The sequence below is a fragment of the Pseudoalteromonas holothuriae genome, from assembly GCF_945859825.1.
Lineage (GTDB): Bacteria > Pseudomonadota > Gammaproteobacteria > Enterobacterales > Alteromonadaceae > Pseudoalteromonas > Pseudoalteromonas holothuriae.
The window spans coordinates 49,952-69,511 of sequence record NZ_CAMAPC010000005.1 but is presented as its reverse complement, the minus strand read 5'-3'; the positions used below and the strand labels follow the sequence as shown (position 1 = coordinate 69,511).

The following is a 19,560-nucleotide window of genomic DNA, read 5'->3' as shown; positions in this document are numbered from 1 at the left end:
TACACAGTAATGCATGGTGACTACCACCCCTTTAGCGAGAGAGGTCAAACTGTATTAAACGACCTTCTCGTTTTTCAGTTTGTATATCGGTACTAGTGAGACGAAACATCAACACATAGTCAGTTGTAGATTTTGTATCGTGAATATCTTTGGGTAAGTAAACATGACACTGCCCTGAACTTAATGTAGTTGCACCTCTTGATACAAGTTGCGTATGCCCGTTGCAATCGGTTACTTGACTATAAGTTGATATGTCCATTGCACCATGTTGAACGGCATAAAGCACCCAGCCGGCGCCATGATTGTGAGGTGGGCGGTATGTGTGTTTTGGCTCTATGTGGGCAAGTAAGATAAAGCCATGTTCTGGGTCGCGGTATAGTTCAGTACTCGATTGCTTGCTGGCATGCAGTTGCGCTAACCAAGGCTCAGAGCTTGGTGTACGGGCTAACTCTTCAAGCTGTGTTTTACAGTTGAGTATATTGGTACTGGTTAAACCTTGCCAATTAGCTCTAGTAGCAGTGATAAATTTATTAAGTGTATTAGGTTTCATTTTGATAGCCTCATAGGTAAGTTAAAGGGAATGACTTTTTTTATAAAATAGGTACTTAAGTTGAACAATAATTACTATGAGCAGTAATGCTGCACCGACTAGGTAAGTTATGTGTAAGCTTGCTTCAATGGTTTGATACTGGGTTGTATAAAAGTTGACTGCCTGAGACTCTACTGTAAATAAGCGACTCATAATTGATGTTCCACTGAGCAAGCCTAAGTTTCTAGCAAGATTGAGAGTGCCAGATGCTGCACCACGGTTTTTACTATTTGCGTGTTGCATGGCGAGAGTGTTGTTGGCAGATAAAAATAGTGCATAACCTAATGCTGTGACAGTTAAACAAAGAATGTAACCAACAACGCCATACTCTACCTTTAGGTGAGCCATACATAAGGCACCAAGCAATAAAATGGACAAACCACTCAGTACGCGTGCTCTTAGTGATAAATAAACCAATGACTGACTAAGTATAAATGACATGCTAGCGACTACCGATGGGCTAACTGCCATGACAAGACCTGCAGTTGCTGCGCTTAAATTGAGTGTGTAAATCAAGTAAAATGGGCCAATAACTAATGAAGCCATAACAAAAATTGAAACAATAAAGCTACTAAACATGCACAGTAAAAATGATGGAGTATTGATTAACGCTACATTGATCATGGCAGTATAAGAACGTTTTTGGTGTGCTAAAAACAATTGCAATGTCACAAAAGATATGATTAAAAGTAGGCAGTTCAGTAAGTTAAAACCTTGGCTTGTTAATGTGATAGCCAAGGTATAGGTCAGCAGGGTAATTAACAGTAAACAGGCTCCAGTAAAGTCACTAAAGTGTTTTTTTGCCTTAGGCACATTGGAAGGTAGATATTTAGAGGCATAGATATACAAACCAATCCCTAAAGGAATATTGGCAAGAAAAACTGGCTGCCAACCGGCATATTCAATAATAACCCCGCCCATAATAGGACCAAGTCCTGTACCAACTGCAGACACACTGGCGAGTAATGCTATGATAGAGCTGAGCTTATTTTTGCTTACTATATCAGCAGCAAGTGCCATAGAGCTTGTCAATAATATACCGCTGCCAATGCCTTGGCCTAAACGCATAACCACCAATGCCCACAAACTTTGTACTAAAGGGGCGACGCTACAAGCAAGAGTAAAAATTAATATACCAATTAAAAATAACTTTTTACGGCCATATATATCACTTAATGAACCTGCGATAACAAGTGTGCAAGTAAGTGAAAACATAAAAGCAATGATGACCCATTGCACATCTAAAAAATTAGTCTGCAAGCTATAAGCAAGCTCTGGTAGGGCAATATTAACGCTACTAAGTGCAAGTGAGCACATTAAAGTTGAGATACACAGTGTATGTATTCCCTTATTTTTGAGTCGTTTTTTATCGCTTATCGTGCCGATATGTTGATGACTATTTTGCATAGATACCTATGTATTCAACTATGAAGATTGCTAACATAGAGGCAATGTTAAATCTTCAAGCCGGCTTGAGGTCAATAGATGAGTGACAAATTAGAGATAACCATTAGGCAAGTTGCTAAACAAACTGGGTTGCCGTCTTCAACAATCCGCTATTACGAAGAATTAGGTCTTATTCGTTCGATAGGTAGAAAGGGCATAACCCGGGTGTTTCATACAAAAGTGATTGAGCAATTGGCTTTAGTCGCGCTTGCGCGATATGCAGGCTTTACATTAGATGAAATAGCACACATGTTCTCATCCAGTGGAGAGGTAACTATAGACCGTTCGCAATTAATCGAAAAAGCTGATTTATTAGATAAAAAAATCAAGCAATTTGAAGCAATGCGTGATGGTTTAAAGCATGTAGCAAAATGCCCAGAGCAAAACCAATTAGACTGTCCAAAATTCCAATCGCTGGTTTCTAAAGCGGCAAGAACGCAGTTATTAGCAAACCGAAAATCTAAGTTTGCATGATAAATAAGTTATGACTTTGTATTAAAAGTGGTGATTTAAAGAGCATAAATAAGAATAGAAGGTAATTTTCTTCACTAAACTGACTATTTGACTATTTGACTATTTGACTAGATGCATAGTTAGAATGGAGATAGATGCCTCATCATAACGATTAAAGTATATTATTACAGTTAGATAGATAAATATGTAATGCCAATTTTATTAAAACATTGATGATTCTAGCGAGCTAACTTACTCATTAACTATGTAAAAAATGACTCATGTAGAATAATGATATACGGAAATTTTTTGCTTGGTAACTAAGTCATTTACCTGTTGCTTTTCTTGACCAATAGCACTTTTTTATGATGTTATACATTGCCTCCATTTTGGAAACGGAAGCATCTTGTTATTTGTCCATCATATATTGACGAAGCTTAAGGAAACATATCATGAATAAAGCAATTAAATTGGCTACACTTTTTTCCAGTCTTTTTCTAACCACTAACGCGCTTGCCGCTGATGAAGTTTGGTCTTTGACTACTGATTTGCATCTTAACGGTGAAGTGATAGGCACCTCAGAATCGCTCGACGCTCGAATTCATCAAGGACATTTTATTCTCAACAGCCAAACTGAACCGTCTAGCGCCACTATGATGGGTAATATTTTGTCTGGCACGGTTGATACAGTGCAATATTCAACACCTATTATTACTTTCACCCAGTTTCGAGGCGATGCGACCTATGCCTACAGAGGCCAGTATATTGGCGATGGCGCATATCAGGGGACTTGGTATAACAATAATGGCGGCTCAGGAGATTTCTCATTAACTATGGGGCAACCACCTATCTCAGAAGGACCAGGTACGATAGCGGTTGGTGTAAATATTAGCAGTGCTGTTGCAAGTACAATATATGACTCAGGTCACCCTGCCAGCGCTGCCTTTGATGGAAAGACCGGTACAAATGAGGTTTCTTGGTACTCTAAACATACAGAAGCCAACCCTTGGTTACGCTTTAGTACCCAACAGCCTACAGTTTTGAAAAGTTATCGATTATCGCGTGCTTACTGCAAAACACCTGCATATACCCCAGGGACTTGGACTTTGTCTGCTAGCAACGATGGTAGTAACTGGCAGGTTATCGATACCGTGGATACGGATCAATTTGAAAACTTCAACACAGTAGCGTGTGGTCAAATGGCTATTGACTACATTATTGATGTAAATAAACGTGGTAGTTACATAGATTACAAGTTTGACTTTGTCGCTGCGAGCGTTAGCTCTGTTGTAGGAATTGGAATCGGTGAGGTTGAATTGTTCAAATAACCTAATTTTTGCCCAACTTCAGTTATTTTTAGCACTGATTCTAATAGCTGTGGTTGGGCTGAATGTTCGAGTATCGATTGAAATGCAAGTATGGAAAGACTTTACCCGTATGCCTTTAAATATTTAATTTTTCGAATTTATATATCAACACTCCCCACAGAGGTTATTTAGAATACTTCTTGGCACGCTTATATTTTTGAAAGAAAAATTAGTATTGGAACACTCTGAAATGTTATTTGAGCGAATTATAAAACCTTCTGTCTTTTGTTGGTATTTATATTACCTACCTTAATTTTAAAGGCATTGGAAAGTTGGGGTGTTCTTTCTTGCGATGATGTTTATAAATGTCGGATGGCATGGCTTAGTCACTTATCCAACCTACGAAATTTGCTGCTAATTCGATAAAAAACGCGAGTGTTTTGAGGCTCGCGTTATGGTTTTTACTTTTAAATCATAGCCTTACCTCATGGTAACAAACTCTTCTGACCCCGTTGGGTGTATTGCCACAACGGAATCAAAGTCAGCCTTGGTTGCGCCCATTTTCATCGCAACGGCAAAACCTTGGATCATTTCATCAACGGCAAAGCCAATGCCGTGTAGGCCTACCACTTTTTCGTCAGGGCCAGCACACACTAACTTCATTTTGCATGGTTGGCGGTGTTGAGTAACTGCGGTGTACATGGCAGCAAAGGTAGAGGTATAGACCTTAATATTGTCTTCACCATATTGCTCAATGGCTTGTTGCTCTGTCAGACCAATGGTGCCAATGGGAGGGTGACTAAATACTACGGTGGGCACTAAGTTATAATCCATTTTAGCATCGGGTAGTTCTGGGTTGAATAAGCGCTCGGCGAGCATACGGCCTGCTTTTACGGCAACAGGGGTAAGCTCAATGCCGCCTTCCATAATGTCGCCAAGGGCATAAATGCCTTTTACTGAAGTGTTTTGGTATTCATCCACTTTAATAAAACCGCGCTCGTTGGTTTGCACATCAGTTGCCGCTAGATTTATTAAGTCAGTTACTGGCTCGCGACCAATGGCCCAAATAACTTGATCAACGGTGTGAGTTTGGCCATTTTCTAAATGCAGTGTTACTGAGCCATCTTCTTCTTTGATTAGCTCTTTTGGTACTGCATGTGTATGCAGAGTTGGGCCTTCTTTTTCCATTACCTCGGTGAGCGTTTCGACCAAGATAGGGTCAAAACTGCGAAGTGGGGCATGTTTACGAACAAATAAGTGGGTTTCAGTACCTAGGCTGTTGAGCACCCCTGCAAGTTCTACCGCAATATAGCCTGCACCAATCACAGCCACACGGCGTGGTTGTTGCTTAAGCTCAAAAAAGCCATTGGAGTCTATGCCATACTCGGCACCGGGAATATTAGGAATAGACGGGCGTCCACCTACGGCAATACTAATATGATCTGCGGTGTAATGCTCTCCATTTACTTCGATAGTATGGTTATCAACAAATTTAGCAAAGCCATTGACTACAGTTACACCATTTTTTGCAAGGTAGCTGTCATAGCCTTTGTGAATACGGCCAATGTAGGCTTCACGGCTTTCAACCAGTTTTGTCCAGTCAAAGTTTTTTAGCTCAACATTAAACCCATAATCTGGTGCATATAGTTTTATTGCTTCTGCAACTTGAGCGCCATGCCACATTACTTTTTTAGGCACACATCCTACATTTACGCAGGTGCCGCCCATATGTTTTGCTTCAATTAAAGCAACTTTAGCACCACGCATGGCTGCTCTATTTGCGGATGCAATTCCGCCACTACCGCCACCAATGGCAATATAATCAAAATGTTGAGCCATAACTTCCTCTTAATTCTTGAAAAATATACTACGCTTGCACATGTAGACCATGATACGTAGGAAAAAATAACAGTCTAACTTGTAATTGCGGCGTTTGCCCCAATTTCAACTCAATAAGCCTAAATAACGATATAGAGAAAAACTATGAGCAACCCATTAATTGGGCTAGAAGGCCTACCACCGTTTTCTGCAATTCAGCCACAGCATATTGTGCCAGCATTAAAAGAAGCTATTGCGCATTGTCGTGAAACCATTGATAAAGTGCTTAAGAATAAGTCGTTCACTTGGCAAAACTTGGTGCTACCGCTTGAAGAAGCGGACGATAAATTATCAAGAATGTTCTCGCCTGTTTCTCATATGCACTCAGTTGTAAATAGTGAAGCATTACGCAAAGCGTATGATGAATGCCTACCTCTTATGTCTGAATACTCTACGTATGTTGGTCAGCATCAAGGTTTGTATGAAGCTTATAAATCAATTAAAGAATCGGATGAGTTTGCTCAACTAACAACCGCGCAGAAAACAACCATAGAGAATGAGCTACGTGACTTTACTTTGTCGGGCATAGCATTAAGCCAAGGCAACCAAAAGCGTTACGGCGAGATCACTGCGCGTTTATCTGAGCTTTCGGCTAAATTTGGTAATAATGTGATGGATGCAACTCAAGCATGGCAAAAACATATTACTGATGAGTCTCAGTTAACTGGTTTACCTGAGTCTGCACTGGCACTGGCAAAGCACACAGCCGAGTCGAAAAGTTTAGATGGATGGATATTTACTCTAGATGTTCCTTCATATTTACCTGTGATGACTTATGCAGATAATCGCCAGCTACGTGAAGAAGCGTACCGTGCGTTTGTGACCAGGGCATCAGATCAAGGTCCCAATGCCAATGAATTTGATAACTCTCAAGTTATGACCGAAGCGCTGGCACTGCGCCATGAACTAGCTCAGTTACTTGGTTTTGATAGTTACGCACATAAATCATTGGCAACCAAAATGGCTGAGTCACCAGAGCAAGTATTTGCGTTTTTAAATGATTTAGCTGAAAAGTCAAAGCCACAAGCGCAAGCTGAACTTGCTGAGTTAGTTGAGTTTGCTAAACAGCAGCATAACATTGATGCGTTAGAAGCTTGGGATTACGGTTACTATGGCGAAAAACTCAAGCAAGCAAAGTATGCTATTTCGGATGAACAACTACGGCCTTATTTCCCTGCAAACACAGTACTCACTGGTTTATTTAAAACGGTTGAGCGCTTATTTGGTATCTCGGTTACAGAATTAAAAGACTTTGACACTTATCATGCTGATGTTCGCTTTTTTGCAATTCATGATCAAAAAGGTCAGCTTAGAGGACAGTTTTATTTAGATTTATACGCACGTGAAAATAAGCGTGGTGGTGCGTGGATGGATGACTGCATGGACCGTAAGGTTCGTGCTAACGGTCAATTACAAATACCAGTGGCTTATTTGGTATGTAATTTTAATAAAGCGGTAGGCGATAAACCTGCGTTATTTACTCACAATGAAGTAACGACTTTATTCCATGAGTTTGGACATGGTATTCACCATATGCTGACGCAGGTTGATGCAGCACCAGTGGCAGGTATTAATGGTGTTGCGTGGGATGCCGTTGAGCTACCAAGTCAATTTTTAGAAAACTGGTGTTATGAAGAAGAAGCGCTCGGCTTTATCTCTGGTCACTATGAAACTGGTGAACCATTGCCTAAAGCGTTATTAGATAAGTTGCTAGCGGCTAAAAACTATCAATCGGCTATGCACATGCTACGTCAGATTGAATTTAGCCTATTTGATTTCCATATTCATGCCGATTACCAAGGTGATGAAGGGTGCAATATCCAATCAACATTAGATGCTGTTCGGGCAAAAACAGCGGTTATTCAAGCGCCTAAGTTTAATCGTTTTCAGCATGGCTTTAGTCATATTTTTGCTGGCGGTTACAGTGCGGGTTATTACTCGTATAAATGGGCTGAGGTTTTATCAGCAGATGCGTTTTCTAAGTTTGAAGAAGACGGTATTTTTAATGAGCAAACAGGTCGAGCGTTTATGGAAAATATCCTTGAAAAAGGTGGCTCAGAAGCCCCTATGGTGTTGTTTACTCGCTTTAGAGGTCGAGAGCCAAAAGTAGATGCATTGCTAAGGCATAGCGGCATTAACGCCGCCGCTTAGCTATTTATCTGAGCATAAATATCTCCAAGGGCACTTATTCAGTGCCTTTGTTGTTTAGACGTTCGCAAATTCACTATCTAGGTCTATGCTTTTTAAAAGGATAAGGTGAATTAGGGTAGCTATATGAGCAAATTAGTATTGGCAATTGACGATGACAAGTTAGCACACTGCATAATTGAAGAAGCTTTGGCGTCGTCATGTCGATTACTTCATGCAAAAAGTGGGGAAGAAGGAATACGTTTAGCACAAAAGTACCAGCCTGATATTATTTTGCTTGATGTAGAAATGCCGGGTATGAATGGCTTTGAAGTGTGTGAAAAAATGAAGACGATTGAGCAAACGGCAAATATACCGGTGATGTTTCTATCTTCTAAAGGTAGCCTCTGTGAGCGAATGCGTGGTTATAATTCAGGGGCGGCAGATTATATAGTTAAACCCTTTGAAAGCCCTGAACTGCTTGCGCGTATTGAAGTACTTGATACCTATCGCCAGCAATCACAGCAACTAAAGCAAGATATGGAGCGGGCTCAAGTAACCGCTGAAATTGCGATGACAGACTCAGGTGATATGGGGCGAATTATGCGTTATGTCGGTCAATCATACCACGCACATGACTTAACCTCGTTGAGCGAATACTTTTTTGAATTTTTTGTACCGTTGAATTTAAGTGTGGCAGTGGTGTTTTGGTATCACGATAGTGAGGTGTTTTTCTCTCATAATGGCACAATTCAACCTATTGAACAGGAGTTATTAGAAAAGCACCGAGATAGCAACCGGTTTGTTGATTTTGGTCAGCGCACCATTATTAATTACCCTAAAGTATCGTTGTTGGTAAAAAATATGCCAATTGACGACCCTGGACTATATGGCCGTTATAAAGATTTACTACCCCACATTTTAGAAGCCACCAATGCCAAAATTAAAGATATGGAAGTGAGTGAAGATGCACTCAATAAAGTGGAAAAAATTGGTTTAGCGTTTGAAGAGTTAAGCGAGCAATTACATAGTGTTGATGAGCAGCATGCGCTTAAAGTAGCTGAGTTTTTAGCGCTGTCGCATAAAATGAAAAGCCAGCTAAGTCCTGAACAAGCGGCCCAAATTGAGAAGTTGCATGGGCACTTTGAATTTTTAGATGGCGAGCTCACTGTAATTAAAGAAAAGCTAAATGGCATCACGGTGGTACGCTTTGAGTTAATTGAAAGCTTAAATAAAATTGCTAAACCGTGGGGTGAGGATGAAGTGGCTTCTCAGACTGATATAGAGCTGTTTTAAGACGTTATTAAAACATTGATCATTCTAATGAGCTAAATGGTTCATTAACTACATGGTATTCTTTTCGCTGTAAAACTTTATGTCATAGAAAGCTATTTAGCATGGTGTGCTTTAGGTATAATAGCTGGGCATGAACACAGGAGTTTTGCAGTGCTTATTCATACCCAATTTGTTGAAAACCGTCCTTATTTAGACGAACTAGAGCAGCGCTTCGCACTAGCACAGTGGGCATCACTGTCTAATAACCTGACTCATCCTACCTTTAAACTCATTTATAATGAACTTGGTTTGCAGTTAGTTAAAGCGGATGAGCCTAAATTAGGTGCTGTACTGGTTGATTTTGTAACTGGTGCAGCTGCGCATAGACGTAAATTTGGCGGAGGAAAAGGTCAAGCAATAGCAAAAGCTGTTGGATTAAATAAAGGCGCGACGCCTCACGTGCTAGACGCGACTGCTGGACTTGGCCGAGATGCATTTGTACTGGCTGCACTGGGTTGCAAAGTTACATTGCATGAGCGCCACCCTGTGGTGGCCGCATTATTATATGATGGCCTGCAACGTGCTTATCAAGATGCTGAAATTGGCGATTGGATGCAAAACAATATGCAAATGGAGTTTGGCTCAAGCCATGACTTGCTCATCAATACGACATTACAACCTGATGTTGTTTATCTTGACCCAATGTTTCCTCACCGAGAAAAGTCAGCCTTAGTAAAAAAAGAGATGCGTGTTTTTCAAGATTTGGTTGGTGCTGATAATGACGCTGATAATTTACTTGATTTTGCTTATCAATTAGCCAGTAAACGCGCTGTTGTTAAGCGACCTGACTATGCACCTTTTTTAAACAATAAAGCACCAAGTATGCAGATAACAACCAAGAAAAATCGATTCGATGTGTATGTTAAAGCAGCAATGAAATAGCAGTGTAGATGTTTGGTGGATGAATAACATACGCTTAAAGTATGGTTTTAAAGTTGTACGTTCTTATTATGGGTAAATTACATTAAATTGTCATAAAAGGTTAATACTCTATGCGCGCTTAAATATTATAGGGTTGTGCTTATGCGTGTTTCATCGTTTACTCGGTTATTGGCAATTTTATTGGCATCAGCCAGTGTTTTTTTAGCCGCCGTACTTGTGTGGGCCTCTCAAGTGTTAAGTGCCCTTGATAGCCAAAATATGGCATACACTCAGCTTAAAAATACCATTTTAATTGACCTTGAAGGCAGTATTGAAGATTATCTCGGTACGGGAGATGGGCAGTACCTTAATCAGTCTTCAGAACTGATTAAAAAAATTAAACAGCAACATTTAATAGCATTGCCCAGTACGCTGAGTGAGCGTATGCAAATGCAACTAGATCAACTCGATAGTGATATAAATGGTAAATACCGAGCATTGGGCAAGTTATCGGGTAACGAAATGGCCCTGTTGGATAATGCTCTCAGGCAAATGTCAGGCTCCGCTTCATCACTTGTTAATTACACTTTAAAAGCCTCAGATCACCAACTTGCACCGCAATATATTGAATTGGCCTCTGACTACTATGCACAAGTAAGTAACCTCAGTATTTATACTTATCAGCTAGTAATGAGCTTTGATAGCGCGACAGAAAAAAACCTTCAGCAAAGTGTATTTCGCTTACAGCAGTTATCTAACCAAATTGATGATTTAAACAATTTAGGCGTGATGTCTGAGGTAGATGAAGATGAGTTATTTTTTGGTGCTGAAGCCGAAGACTTAGCAGAGGAAATAAAAGCGGAGTTAGGCAGTTGGCCAAATCGCTTTGAGCGAGATTTGCGTGCTACACTCACACAAGCTAAAAAACGCCAATCAGGCATTCGTAATTTACGTGCCGATATTAAAGAAGTATCTGAAGTGATGCTTAATGCTGAGCAGCAACTTAAAGCCCAGCAAGATACACTTTCTGAGCGTGTACTAATTATTTTTGGCATTGCTATCGGCATATTATTTTTACTCGCTGCGGCTATGTATTTTGTTATGCGCAATCAAGTGCTACAGCCCTTACGTCATCTGCGTGATGGGTTTGCGTATTTAATTGAAAGCAACGATTTAAAAAATATTCAAAGTAAAAACCCCAATACTGAACTTGGTGAAATTGCTACTTACTTTAATCAGTTGATTGAAAGGCAACGCATTGAAGCCCAAGAGCGTGAACAAATGCTTAAGGTGATCAATGACTTTATGCAACAAATGAGTGTTCACCTTGCTAAAATTGGCAGTCAATCAGATACTACTTATGCGCGTGTTGAACAAACACAAACGATGCTAGAGCAAGTTAAAAACCTAGGTACTGAAGCCAGCGACATTAATAGCCAAGTATCTAACAATGCTAATCAAACATTTAGTGCAATGAGTCAAAGTGTCAACTTTGCCGATGCGATGTTAAACGCCAGTTCCAAAAACCAACGCCGTGTGGAAGAGGGGCTTGCAAGCTTAAATGAATTACTTAATGGTGTTGCTGATGTGGGCAAAGTGATTGAGATCATCCGTACTATCGCAGAGCAAACCAACTTATTAGCGCTTAATGCGGCCATAGAATCGGCGCGTGCAGGTGAGCATGGCCGTGGGTTTGCTGTGGTTGCTGATGAAGTGCGTAAACTTGCCCAACAAACGCAAGATTCACTGGCAGATATTAATACTCAGCTTAATGTTTTAGGAGATAACTCAAGTAAAGTATCAACCCAAATATCGGCATTGGCTGATGATGCTGAGCTACAAACTCACCACGCACAAGAGTTAAAGAAAAACTCTGAAGGGGTTGCGCAAAGCGCGCAAAATGCGAACCAAGTCGCTTCTCATGCTATGGAAGTTGCACAACAGCAAAGTGGCTTGTTAGATAATTTCAGTGAAGAAATGGACCAAATGAAAGCTCAAGTGAATAGTTCAAGTCAGCAAGTGTGTGATATTCAAGCGCGCTTACAAGAACAAATGCAGCAAATTAAGCACAGTTTAGGTCTTTCTTAATCTTAAAATATAACAATACATTTCAAACTCTCGACTAGTAAGTATTTACTTGCTAGTCGCTTTTTAGCGCCTGTTTTTTTCACCTCGATATTAAAAATATATTGCAACGCAATATATTCTAATCAATGATTTTTCTCGATAAATGGAGTTGTCGCAATTAAGAATGGCTACCTAATCAGTATAAAGGGTTTGCTGTAATGCAATGTAATAGACAGCGTACCTGAATTAATAATAAGGTCATTCTTAACTAGGAATAGTGAACATTAGTAAATTTATAAAGTAACCATAAAGTGCTGCTTTAGGTTATTTTTAGGTTTTAATTTTGTTAATTTAATTCACAAAATTAAAGTTGCTACGTCATCGCTTCGTAAATTCAATTTAAAGCGGAGAGATGATGTTAGTATCAAGGAATTCTTATTTAGGTGCGCAAAGTAGCACCAATCCTCATGTAGAGTTTTGGGGAGTTTGGGCTGAATATAATGAGCGAGTGTTATCGTGCTGTTATAAGTGGTTGCATAATGATAGTGATAAAATTGAGGATGCAATGGCGCAAACTCGTGAAAAAGCACTAAATGCTTATAGTAAAAATATATCAAATATTGAGAATATGTTCGCTTGGTTATGCCGTATTGCACACAATGTGTGTATGGATATTCATCGTTCTAATAGCAAAGAAAGCGATTTAGTTGGCATAGTCAGTACTAACCCTTCACAATTTTATTTTACTGAAAACCACTCTCGTACATTAGAAAGTGACTATGAACGCAGTTATTTATTTCACCAATTAACACAAGCGATTAATGGCCTACCAACCGACCTTAAACAGGCTATCCAGTATAAATTTATTTATGAAATGGAATACTCAGAGATCGCTGAACAGCTACAGATCACACCAGAAAATGCACGCAAACGTGTACAGCTTGCAAGAAAGCAGCTTAGTGCGCTGCAGTTTTCATAAAATTCATTCACAAATATCCCGCTAGTTCGTTATCGATGTAACAAAGGCGTAAGTATCGCGCCCCAATTTAATCGAAACTCGCCACATCCCCCATATGGGAGCGATGTGGCGGAGCTTGTCTGGAGCATTCAAATGATTAATCAAAGACAGTGGTTTGTGGTTTACACCAAAGCCAATTGCGAAAAAAAATTAGCAGAGCAGGTAAATAAACTACAAAGTGGCTGTGAGGCATTTTTACCAGCAATAGAGAAAACGAAACAGTGGAGCGATCGTGTAAAAGTCGTTACTACACCATTATTTAAGTCTTATGTGTTTGTTTATATTGATGGAAATGAGTTTCAGCAGTTAAAACGATTTGCTGGATTTGTATCCTATATTAAGTTTAATAATGCTCCAGCGGTTATTTCACCCAAAGAAATCGAAAAAATAAAGCGCTGTGTCTTACATGGTCATATTGTGGATGTACTTACTAAACGCTTAGTTAAAGGTGCAGCTGTTGAAATTATTAGTGGCAGCTTAAAAGGGTATCAAGGCACATTAGTTGAGCGCCGTAGTCAGAAGTTAGTGGCTGTTGAGGTAGAAGGGTTAGAGCAAAGTATGGTTTTAACATTACCCATTGAATTACTCAAGCCAGTAACGGAGGGTTGATAATGCAGACAGTAACAGAGCAAGGGTTACAAGAGCTAAAAGAGCAGCTGCTTCGTTATGAAGGGTTATCTTTAACGGCCTACAAGTGCACTCAAGGCAAGCTTACCATAGGCATTGGTCGCAACTTAATAGATAAAGGTATTTCGTTAGAGGAAGCACATTATTTGCTTAATAACGATATCGCAGAGACCCTTGCGCAAGTAAATAGTCGAATTGCGATATTTACAATAATTAATGAGCCCAGAAAGCTGGTTTTGCTTGATATGGCCTTTAACTTAGGTGTGGCAGGGTTGTGTAAGTTTAAAAATATGATAGCGGCATTAGAGCGTCAAGATTATCAAAAAGCAGCTGATGAGATGCTTGACTCTCGGTGGGCTAGGCAAGTGGGTCAGCGCGCACAAGATCTCGCTCGTAAAATGGTCGAGGGCTGAGTTATGTCTAGCAATGAGACCATTAAAGATAGCCAACAAAGTATGCTGGAGCGCGACGCTGCGTGCAAGCTCTATGAGTTTGCCTGCGTGTTAAAATCTCAAGAGTCAGATTTATCTGAGCCATTTTCACAGCTACAACAAGCTCTTGGTGAGCTTGTTTCTAGCGAGCGCTTTATGATAGTTAAGCGCTTGTTTTTGCTCTCATCAAGCGAAATTAAAATGTTGGCTTTGGTTTATTTACAAGAGCAAGACCCCGATGTGATTGCACCATTTTTAGGGCTAAGCTGGTTTGAGCAAGGGCCTATGTTGAGCCTAGATAAATTGTTGACATTGGTTGATACGACGCTCAATAAACAACAAACAATGAAGCAAATTAATCTCAATTCACCTTTATTTGAATGGGGTTTACTGCTGCTACAAAATGATGTTCCAGCATTGCAGCGATGTGTTTACCTTGCACCTTTTTTACAACACTATTTTCAGTTGGGTCAAAATAATAGTGAAGGGTTAAACTATTTTACTCTAGTAAAACCATTTACAGACCCAGTATTTGACGTATGCGGCTACCCAACAATTACAGCCAGTGATCACAGTGTGGTGGTATTAAAAGGCACCGATGACAATATTCCTCCATGGTACGTTGAACAAAGTGCCGAAAAAACCAATAGCATGGCAGCTTTATATTCAGGGGAACAGTTAGAGCATGTTGATGCTAATCATATTATCGCGGAGATAGCCTGTTTGCAGTTAATCAGTGGTGGTAAACCATTACTGTTATATTGGGCAAACTTATCGGCATTACCTACACCATGGCTTAAAAAACTCAAACGATTGTTGTCTTCATGCGGTGCTATTACGCTGGTTACAAATACCAAGGAGCCGGTACTGGACGTTTTTTTTAATTACGTTTATGTAGAGCAAATTATTGAGCCAAGTTTAACGCAGCGAGCTTTGGCGTGGTTATCACTTTGCCCCAATAATGACATGACAGAGCAAGATAAAAGCCAAGCCAACCAGTTAGCAGCTAAATACCCCGTTGAGTTACCTTTGATGAAGCGTTTAGCCGATAAAGCCAAGCAGCAAAATGCTAACGACTACTGGCAGATACTACAGAGCCTGTGCTTTGACGCACAAAGCCAACATTGCGATGAGCTGGCTAAGCTATGCCAGGCTCGGTACACCTTAAAAGATATGATGCTACAAGACAAAGTAGCGATTGAATTAAAAGAGTTGATAGCGAGAATTAATTTACAAACTGCATTGCAAGCACGATTACCGCGTTTTAATCAAGGCTGCAAAGCGCTGTTTTGGGGTAAACCAGGAACAGGCAAGTCGATGGCCGCAGAGGCGATTGCTGGAGAGCTAAAATTACCGCTGTACATGGTCAATCTGGCAAATATAGCCAGCAAATGGATTGGTGAGACTGAAAAGCACCTCGCCAAATTATTCGACTCAGCTGAGCGTAACAATGCGGTACTGATGTTTGATGAAGCCGACGCCATTTTTGCCAAACGTAGTGAGGTGGAGTCAAGCCACGATAAAAATGCCAACATGGGCGTGAGTTATCTACTACAAAGAATGGAACATTACAGTGGATTATTACTGCTCAGCACTAACTTTAAAAGCAATTTGGATGAGGCTTTTTTAAGGCGCTTTCATGGTGTGATTGAGTTTACCTTGCCAACAGAGCAAGAGCGAGTGCAAATTTGGACTCGGCATTTAAACAATAATGCAGATGCAAATTTGCAACAAGGTATTATAAAGCTGGCCACGCTTTTTGAACTCAGTGCGGCGCAAATTATCAATATTTGCGAGGTCGCTTTGTTACAAAGCTTGATGCGCAATAAGCCGCAAATTAGTCGTAATGACATTGCAAACGCAATACACCGAGAGCTTTCTAAACAACATGCAGGCTTTATGGCCCAGCAGTCTCTCACGCATTGGCTCAATGGAGATAAACATGGACCCCACGCTGATATTTAAAGTGCAGCAAGCACTTAAAGCCTTTATTACTGAGCAAGCTTTAGTATTTGATAGCACAGATGTACAAGCCAATAGTAACTCTGCAATTTCATTGAGCTTTCAAGCCCCTGACAAAGCATTTTTTGACAAAGTAGTCACCAATACCCCTGCCATAAATTGTTATTTAATAGGCATAACCGAAGATATTCAAAGGCGGCAAAGTGAGCCTCCCCGAACACAAATGAACTTTACGCAAACCCACCGTACGCGTTTTATTGAGCCGAAGTTTATTTCTTTAACTTATATGCTGACTGTTTGGAGCAAGGATGAAGAAAAAAGTGCTGAAATTGAGCATATGATTTTAAGTTACTTAATAGCAGGGCTGGGTCGCTATGATTTTTTACCCAATGAATTATTACAAGCACTGCAAATAGATATATCGCCATATGGTGTTCGCAGTCAGTTGTTTGGTAATGAGCAAAGTGAAAAGGTAACAGGCCAAGTATGGCAAGCACTGGGTAGCACGCCCAAACCCACACTTATCTACTCACTCTCTTTGCCTATGCCAGTATTTGAGCCTGTTCAGCTACCTATTATCAAAGAAATGAACAACAAGCTTGATAATAAACCCAGCTAAATATCACGTCATTTTTTATTCGGCTTTTATGGGGATTTGTTCCCTAGCTGATACCAATATTTATCTACAGATTACAAAGGACAATTATGAGTACTTCAGATCGTAATGCTGAAATAAAAAGCTATTTTCAACGTGGTGATATACCCACCCAAGAAGAATTTGGCACACTTGTTGATGCTGCAACCACTGACCAAATTGATAATGAGCGCCTGCCAGAGCAGGTAGATTTAACACAAAACGGCGCAGATTCTAAAGTGACGGCTAAAGCTTTTGTAGGTGATGGCAATGCATTGAGCAATTTAGACGCAGGTCAGCTCATCACAGGCACTATAGACAACGCACGACTGGCGGATGACATTAACCTTGTGCGCGACGGCAAAACGACCTCAATCAGTGCGACAAACATCTCAGGTCATTTGTCGGGCAATGGCGCTCAGGTGAGTGACTTAAATGCAGATAACATTACTTCAGGCACCTTGGATAACGCACGACTGTCGGATGACATTAACCTTGTGCGCGACGGTAAAATGACTTCAATTAGTGCGACAAACATCTCAGGCAACTTGTCGGGCAATGGCGCTCAGGTGAGTGACTTAAATGCAGATAACATCAGTTCAGGCACTATAGACAACGCACGACTGTCGGATGACATTAACCTTGTGCGCGAGGGCAAAACGACCTCAATTAGTGCGACAAACATCACAGGTCATTTGTCGGGCAATGGCTCACAAATTTCTGACCTCAATGCCAGTAACTTAAAAAGCGGTCAGGTGAGTAAAACACTGTTGAGTAAAGCCAACCAATCTACTGAGGGGATAGCAAAGTTTGCCAATAGCAACGAATTAGCAATTGGCGCCACTAACAGCATGATCTCTGCGGGAGATTTAAAAACTGCGTTGGAGGTGAATAAAAACTATGTTGATAGCGAATTAGCATTGCTTCAAGCGGGCATCAAGTTTAAAAAAGAAGTCGCGACAGTGTTTACTGACAACTATGATTTGAACGTTGGTGTACCAACAGGGCCTGTTAATGGCTATCTTATTCAAACTGGCGATAGGGTGTTATTTAGTGCTCAAACTGAGCTTTCAGAAAACAAAGTTTGGGTAGCACAAGCAGATCAAGAATGGTTATTGGCAGAGGATTTTGATAACACTCCTGAGCAAGAGCTATCTGCTGGCATATCCGTTGAAGTGTTAAAGGGCGGCCACTTAGAATACACAATTTGGACTGTGAGTGAGGTAAGTACAGTTGATACGCAAGTGCGTTTAACATGGCGAAAGCGCAATGATGTTATTAACTACCAGCCTGGAGACGGTATCGTTTTTGATGGCTTAACGATTAAAGGCGATGAAAATTGGGTTGAAGGAGTAGTACAAAACACCGCCATTAACGCGAGCAGCCTACAAGGTGAAATCGCCAGTGATCAAATTGCGAGCACCATTGAAAACAAAACGTTTTCGGGCAATGGCACAGGATTAACGGATCTTAACGCCGATAATATGACTAGTGGTCGTTTAGATATTACACGTTTGCCTTCGCAACTAGATTTTACGCAGGGAGACACGGTTGTTAACTCAAGTATTCAAGCGGGCAGTTTTATTGGTAATGGCAGTGGACTAAGCAACTTGGATGCGTCGAAAATCTTTATGGGCCAAATGGCTGCTAGCTTGTTCGCAGAAACAGGTCAAAACTGGGACTTTGATGCATGGTTTGCGCGTTCATTAAAAGCACACTTGCGCGAAATGGAAGTGCCTTTTGATTTTCTGGATAAATATGGTTTTAAAGATTTAACGCCTGTTTCTCACATGGGTCAATACGGCACAGCGCAATTTCTTGATTATCAATACTACACCGTGGTGCATAGCTCGGGTAAACATATCATCAGAGAAAGGCTTGGGCGGTGGGACCTTGCTTTTGGCCAATCAGGTTTACTGGCACTTCCAAGACCAAATGATGTTTATCTATATAGTTTTAATAACAGCCTGTATGCGATTGAAGTGACCGGTGCAAGGCTTAATTTTTATCGACAGGAAAGCTCTGCCATTGATGGCACATTGGATTTAGAACAAGAAGCATTCTTTTTTGAATCAGCGTATGTAGACAAAGAGCATCAAATAAAAGCGTTCTATCATGATATTGATTACCTATACGTACATATTGAAGTGATTGGTGCTGCACCAGTAGAGTCGCTTATATTACGTATGAACACACAGGGAGAATTTGCATCCCACTCAGTAAATGCACAGGTAACGGCACTTTTTGTTGGCGATGGCAGTGTAGTGAGAGTGCTGACAGAAAATGATGTTTATGACCTTGATAATACTGCTTTTACATCTGGTGTAGTGACTAATCTAGCGACAACTTATAACGGTATGTTTAATAAAACTTATCTAAATTCTCAAATTTTTTATTTAGAAGGAGGGGAGGGGCAGATCTCATGGACAAACGGCAACAAAGATAGTTTCTTTTTATCGCAAAATGAAAACGTTAAAACTGATTTTTCAATATCAGGTATATCGGATACTCTCTCTATTCATGACTTCTACATCGTAAAAGATCGTTTAGTAGGTATTTGGTTTTCAACCTTAGTTGGGCAAAATTATCAGCACTACTTTACGGTAATCGATATTGTAAATAACACACTTCTGGCCAGCTATAACAATGGGCAGCCATTTGAAATAAATCATGATCTATTGTTTGCAATGGCGGATCAAAATCATATTTTACTAAATGTACATCCAAATTCATTTAGATTAAGTTACCTTGAACAAGGCAATATCATGCAAGTCGTCAATATTCCAACTGCTTAAAAGACTAACAAACGTTCATTTCACCAATAG

Annotated in this window: 15 protein-coding genes; 12 read left to right on the top strand and 3 right to left on the bottom strand. The window is 40.3% G+C overall.

What is annotated here, in order from left to right; all coding sequences use genetic code 11:
- Window positions 1-31: 31 nt before the first annotated feature.
- Window positions 32-550: a hypothetical protein gene (locus tag OCI93_RS08245; protein WP_261592081.1), complete on the bottom strand. Its 519-nt coding sequence runs from the start codon at window positions 548-550 to the stop codon at window positions 32-34.
- Between the two features lie 21 nt (window positions 551-571).
- On the bottom strand, window positions 572-1,996 hold the full coding sequence (locus OCI93_RS08240) for an MFS transporter (protein ID WP_261626185.1): 1,425 nt from the start codon (window positions 1,994-1,996) through the stop codon (window positions 572-574).
- A 78-nt stretch (window positions 1,997-2,074) separates the two neighbouring features.
- On the opposite strand from OCI93_RS08240, the gene OCI93_RS08235 reads away from it, so the two are divergent.
- Window positions 2,075-2,509 carry a helix-turn-helix domain-containing protein gene (locus OCI93_RS08235; RefSeq protein WP_315942699.1) on the top strand — a complete coding sequence of 145 codons (435 nt, stop codon included), beginning with the start codon at window positions 2,075-2,077 and terminating at the stop codon, window positions 2,507-2,509.
- A gap of 431 nt (window positions 2,510-2,940) precedes the next feature.
- Window positions 2,941-3,816, top strand: a complete 876-nt coding sequence (locus OCI93_RS08230) for a discoidin domain-containing protein (protein ID WP_261592083.1) — start codon at window positions 2,941-2,943, stop codon at window positions 3,814-3,816.
- 459 nt (window positions 3,817-4,275) lie between these two features.
- Here OCI93_RS08230 and gorA read toward each other — a convergent pair whose 3' ends face one another.
- A complete protein-coding gene (gorA, locus tag OCI93_RS08225) occupies window positions 4,276-5,634 on the bottom strand; it encodes a glutathione-disulfide reductase (RefSeq protein ID WP_261592084.1) in 1,359 nt (452 codons plus the stop codon).
- 144 nt (window positions 5,635-5,778) lie between these two features.
- On the opposite strand from gorA, the gene prlC reads away from it, so the two are divergent.
- The 10 genes from prlC (at window position 5,779) to OCI93_RS08175 (ending at window position 19,530) form a co-directional block, all read left to right on the top strand.
- The gene (gene prlC / locus OCI93_RS08220) at window positions 5,779-7,824 is read left to right on the top strand and encodes an oligopeptidase A (protein WP_261592085.1); all 2,046 of its coding nucleotides are present in this window, start codon (window positions 5,779-5,781) and stop codon (window positions 7,822-7,824) included.
- 123 nt (window positions 7,825-7,947) lie between these two features.
- Window positions 7,948-9,096, top strand: a complete 1,149-nt coding sequence (locus OCI93_RS08215) for a response regulator (protein ID WP_261592086.1) — start codon at window positions 7,948-7,950, stop codon at window positions 9,094-9,096.
- Between the two features lie 150 nt (window positions 9,097-9,246).
- Window positions 9,247-10,017: a class I SAM-dependent methyltransferase gene (locus OCI93_RS08210; protein ID WP_261592087.1), complete on the top strand. Its 771-nt coding sequence runs from the start codon at window positions 9,247-9,249 to the stop codon at window positions 10,015-10,017.
- A 141-nt stretch (window positions 10,018-10,158) separates the two neighbouring features.
- Window positions 10,159-12,084 (top strand): methyl-accepting chemotaxis protein, encoded by a 1,926-nt coding sequence (locus tag OCI93_RS08205; RefSeq protein WP_261592088.1) that lies wholly within the window; start codon window positions 10,159-10,161, stop codon window positions 12,082-12,084.
- Between the two features lie 391 nt (window positions 12,085-12,475).
- Window positions 12,476-13,042, top strand: a complete 567-nt coding sequence (locus OCI93_RS08200; RefSeq protein WP_261592089.1) for an RNA polymerase sigma factor — start codon at window positions 12,476-12,478, stop codon at window positions 13,040-13,042.
- A gap of 132 nt (window positions 13,043-13,174) precedes the next feature.
- Entirely contained in the window at window positions 13,175-13,690 is a 516-nt protein-coding gene (locus tag OCI93_RS08195) for a UpxY family transcription antiterminator (protein ID WP_261592090.1), read from the top strand.
- A 2-nt stretch (window positions 13,691-13,692) separates the two neighbouring features.
- A complete protein-coding gene (locus OCI93_RS08190) occupies window positions 13,693-14,121 on the top strand; it encodes a glycoside hydrolase family protein (RefSeq protein WP_261592091.1) in 429 nt (142 codons plus the stop codon).
- Window positions 14,122-14,124: 3 nt separating this feature from the next.
- On the top strand, window positions 14,125-16,104 hold the full coding sequence (locus tag OCI93_RS08185) for an ATP-binding protein (RefSeq protein ID WP_261626184.1): 1,980 nt from the start codon (window positions 14,125-14,127) through the stop codon (window positions 16,102-16,104).
- A complete protein-coding gene (locus tag OCI93_RS08180; RefSeq protein WP_261592093.1) occupies window positions 16,082-16,720 on the top strand; it encodes a DUF4255 domain-containing protein in 639 nt (212 codons plus the stop codon). The genes OCI93_RS08185 and OCI93_RS08180 overlap by 23 nt, the downstream gene beginning before the upstream one ends.
- An 86-nt stretch (window positions 16,721-16,806) precedes the next feature.
- Window positions 16,807-19,530, top strand: a complete 2,724-nt coding sequence (locus tag OCI93_RS08175) for an autotransporter outer membrane beta-barrel domain-containing protein (RefSeq protein WP_261592094.1) — start codon at window positions 16,807-16,809, stop codon at window positions 19,528-19,530.
- The last annotated feature ends 30 nt before the right edge of the window (window positions 19,531-19,560 follow it).

Bases quoted from the DNA above. Each gene is read 5' to 3' on its own strand.
- OCI93_RS08245 (WP_261592081.1), bottom strand. From the start codon at position 550: ATGAAACCTAATACACTTAATAAATTTATCACTGCTACTAGAGCTAAT.
- OCI93_RS08240 (WP_261626185.1), bottom strand. From the start codon at position 1,996: ATGCAAAATAGTCATCAACATATCGGCACGATAAGCGATAAAAAACGA.
- OCI93_RS08235 (WP_315942699.1), top strand. From the start codon at position 2,075: ATGAGTGACAAATTAGAGATAACCATTAGGCAAGTTGCTAAACAAACT.
- OCI93_RS08230 (WP_261592083.1), top strand. From the start codon at position 2,941: ATGAATAAAGCAATTAAATTGGCTACACTTTTTTCCAGTCTTTTTCTA.
- gorA (WP_261592084.1), bottom strand. From the start codon at position 5,634: ATGGCTCAACATTTTGATTATATTGCCATTGGTGGCGGTAGTGGCGGA.
- prlC (WP_261592085.1), top strand. From the start codon at position 5,779: ATGAGCAACCCATTAATTGGGCTAGAAGGCCTACCACCGTTTTCTGCA.
- OCI93_RS08215 (WP_261592086.1), top strand. From the start codon at position 7,948: ATGAGCAAATTAGTATTGGCAATTGACGATGACAAGTTAGCACACTGC.
- OCI93_RS08205 (WP_261592088.1), top strand. From the start codon at position 10,159: ATGCGTGTTTCATCGTTTACTCGGTTATTGGCAATTTTATTGGCATCA.
- OCI93_RS08200 (WP_261592089.1), top strand. From the start codon at position 12,476: ATGATGTTAGTATCAAGGAATTCTTATTTAGGTGCGCAAAGTAGCACC.
- OCI93_RS08195 (WP_261592090.1), top strand. From the start codon at position 13,175: ATGATTAATCAAAGACAGTGGTTTGTGGTTTACACCAAAGCCAATTGC.
- OCI93_RS08190 (WP_261592091.1), top strand. From the start codon at position 13,693: ATGCAGACAGTAACAGAGCAAGGGTTACAAGAGCTAAAAGAGCAGCTG.
- OCI93_RS08185 (WP_261626184.1), top strand. From the start codon at position 14,125: ATGTCTAGCAATGAGACCATTAAAGATAGCCAACAAAGTATGCTGGAG.
- OCI93_RS08180 (WP_261592093.1), top strand. From the start codon at position 16,082: ATGGACCCCACGCTGATATTTAAAGTGCAGCAAGCACTTAAAGCCTTT.
- OCI93_RS08175 (WP_261592094.1), top strand. From the start codon at position 16,807: ATGAGTACTTCAGATCGTAATGCTGAAATAAAAAGCTATTTTCAACGT.